This window comes from Streptomyces sp. SID1328 (assembly GCF_009865595.1).
Classification (GTDB): domain Bacteria; phylum Actinomycetota; class Actinomycetes; order Streptomycetales; family Streptomycetaceae; genus Streptomyces; species Streptomyces griseoluteus.
On record NZ_WWKH01000069.1, the window covers coordinates 1 to 2,027 of the forward strand.

The 2,027-nt window shown below is 71.4% G+C and carries 5 protein-coding genes; all 5 read right to left on the minus strand.

Annotated features, from left to right (window positions below; all coding sequences use genetic code 11):
- A partial coding sequence (locus tag GT030_RS02130; RefSeq protein WP_346009542.1) for a replication initiator occupies positions 1-548 on the minus strand: 548 nt, incomplete at its 3' end.
- The gene (locus tag GT030_RS02135) at positions 545-1,243 is read right to left on the minus strand and encodes a DNA cytosine methyltransferase (RefSeq protein WP_161199551.1); all 699 of its coding nucleotides are present in this window, start codon (positions 1,241-1,243) and stop codon (positions 545-547) included. The genes GT030_RS02130 and GT030_RS02135, both read right to left, overlap by 4 nt.
- Entirely contained in the window at positions 1,240-1,410 is a 171-nt protein-coding gene (locus GT030_RS35390) for a hypothetical protein (protein WP_346009543.1), read from the minus strand. Before GT030_RS35390 ends, GT030_RS02135 begins: the two co-directional genes overlap by 4 nt.
- A gap of 5 nt (positions 1,411-1,415) precedes the next feature.
- Positions 1,416-1,598: a hypothetical protein gene (locus GT030_RS02140; protein ID WP_161199552.1), complete on the minus strand. Its 183-nt coding sequence runs from the start codon at positions 1,596-1,598 to the stop codon at positions 1,416-1,418.
- A gap of 92 nt (positions 1,599-1,690) precedes the next feature.
- Entirely contained in the window at positions 1,691-1,930 is a 240-nt protein-coding gene (locus GT030_RS02145; RefSeq protein WP_161199553.1) for a hypothetical protein, read from the minus strand.
- Between the last annotated feature and the right edge of the window lie 97 nt (positions 1,931-2,027).

Genomic DNA, 2,027 nt, shown 5'->3' on the forward strand with positions numbered 1-2,027 from the left:
CGCCACAGGTCGGAGGCGTGGTTGTTCCACAGCACCGCCCCCGCGTAATCGTACGACTCCGGGTCGAGCGGCGTGCCCAGCTCCGGGGCGTCCTCACTGTGGCGGGTGCCGCAGCGGCAGGGCCGGGTGCCGGGCCGGTTGTGCACGGGCCCGAACGACGGGGCCGTGAGGGTGGCGAACACACGGGGGTGGTCGCGGATGGTGTGCGGGGTGCCCTTGGTGGGGTCTCCTACGAGGCCGGCGCGGATGAGGTGGTAGGTGTCGCCGGCGTAGGTCCAGGCGCACGCCGGGCAGCGCGAGGCGCGCCGGTTCCCGCAGGCCAGACGGAGGACGCCGCCGGGTTCGGCGTTGGTGGAGTAGTGGTGCAGCACGTGCCCGGTTGCGGTGTCCCGTGTGACGGTCGTCCCGGTGAGTCGGATCGGGTCGGTGCAGCCGCCGGTGCGGCGGATCTGGTCCTGGATGCGGTCGAAGCCGGGAGACCCGGCCAGCCTCAACACGTCGGTGAGGGTGGCCGGGTCCAGGCCCGCCATCGTGGCGGCGTCGGTCACGCGCACACCTCCTGACGGGCGGTCAGGAATGCGGTTCCGATCCACCGGGTGTAGGCGGGCGGTATTGCTTCGGTCAGCTCCTCGCGCACATCGGTCCAGGTGATGCCCATCGCCGCTTGCATCTCCGGGACGGTGGCCTTGCCGCCGCCGTTGCCGTACGCGGCGACATAAGGGCCCTCGCGGCGGATGCCGTGGCGGTGACCGCGCACGTAGCCCCGATGCCGGGGGTGAGCCGGCTTCACGGTGGCCCAGCGGCCGAGTTCGAAGTTCCGGTGCCGCAGCACGCCCAGGCCGAACATCTCCCCGCACAGCGAAAGGTCTTTGCGGATCTCGGCGCGGCCGTTGGGCTGCTCGATCACGTACGGCAGACCGGTCGCGTCGAGGAGAGCGCGGGTGGGTGCCACCAGGTCCTCGTGGGTGCCGCCCCAGCCCTGGGAGGCGTTCGTTCCCACGGTCAGCGCGGCCTTGGCCTGACAGGGCGGGGAGGCGTGCACGAGGGCGTACCGGCCGATCTCACCGGTGGCGATCAGGTGGGCGAGGTATTCGAGCGCGTCCCCCTGGTGGTAGGCGAAGGGGTAGTTCGGGCGGGCGGCGATGTCGCAGCCGTCCACCTCGAACCCGGCCTCCTCGTATCCCTTCCCGGCACCACCGGCGCAGGAGAACAGGTCGAGCACGCGCGGTCGGAAGGCGGTCACTTGTCGCCCTCCCGGTCGGGGCGGGTGTCGACCCACTCTTCGGCGCACACCTTGTGGACGGGCTTGCCCCGCTCGGAGCGCAGCGGGGTCGGCTTGGTGCAGAGGACGCACGGCTTATCGCCGCTGTGGTCGAAGTGCTCCGGGGAGCTCCAGTCGAGGAGAGCCACGGCGGTCACTTCCCGGCACGGGCAAGGTGGGCGGCGGGGGTGCGGTGGCCGGTGCCCTGGCAGGCGGGGCAGTCGACGCGGATCAGGGTGCGGGTGCCGTCCGGGTTGCGGGTGCCGGTGGTGACCATGGCCGAGGCGTGGCCGTCGCAGTCACGGCACAGGCGCGGGGCAGGGGTGTGCTGGGGCATGATGAGGCTTCCCTTTCGGGTCCGTTGGATCAGGAAGGTGGAGCCGTCCGGGGCGGTGGATCTTTGGCGAGAGAGACCGCCCCGGACGGGTGCTACTGGCTGCGGCGGTTACGTCCGCGCGGGATGGGCGGGATGGAGTCGTAGGACTCCTGGCCGGACCGGAAGTCGCTGAGGTCGGTTACGTCCTTGTCGGTGCCGATCTCGCGCATGATCCGGTTCATGGCCTTGGTGTCGCGGTGCCGGCGGGCGATGGCGTAGTCACGGCCCAGCTCGGTCATGCGCTCGTTGCGGGCGGGCTCGGGGGTGTCGTTCTTGCGGCTGAAGAGGCCCATGGCGTCCTTCTCTCTGAGGTCAGTGGTGGGTGTTGCGCCGGCCGTGGCCCTTGGCCGCGTACATCGCGGTGTCGGCGGCGGACAGGGCGTCGGTGAG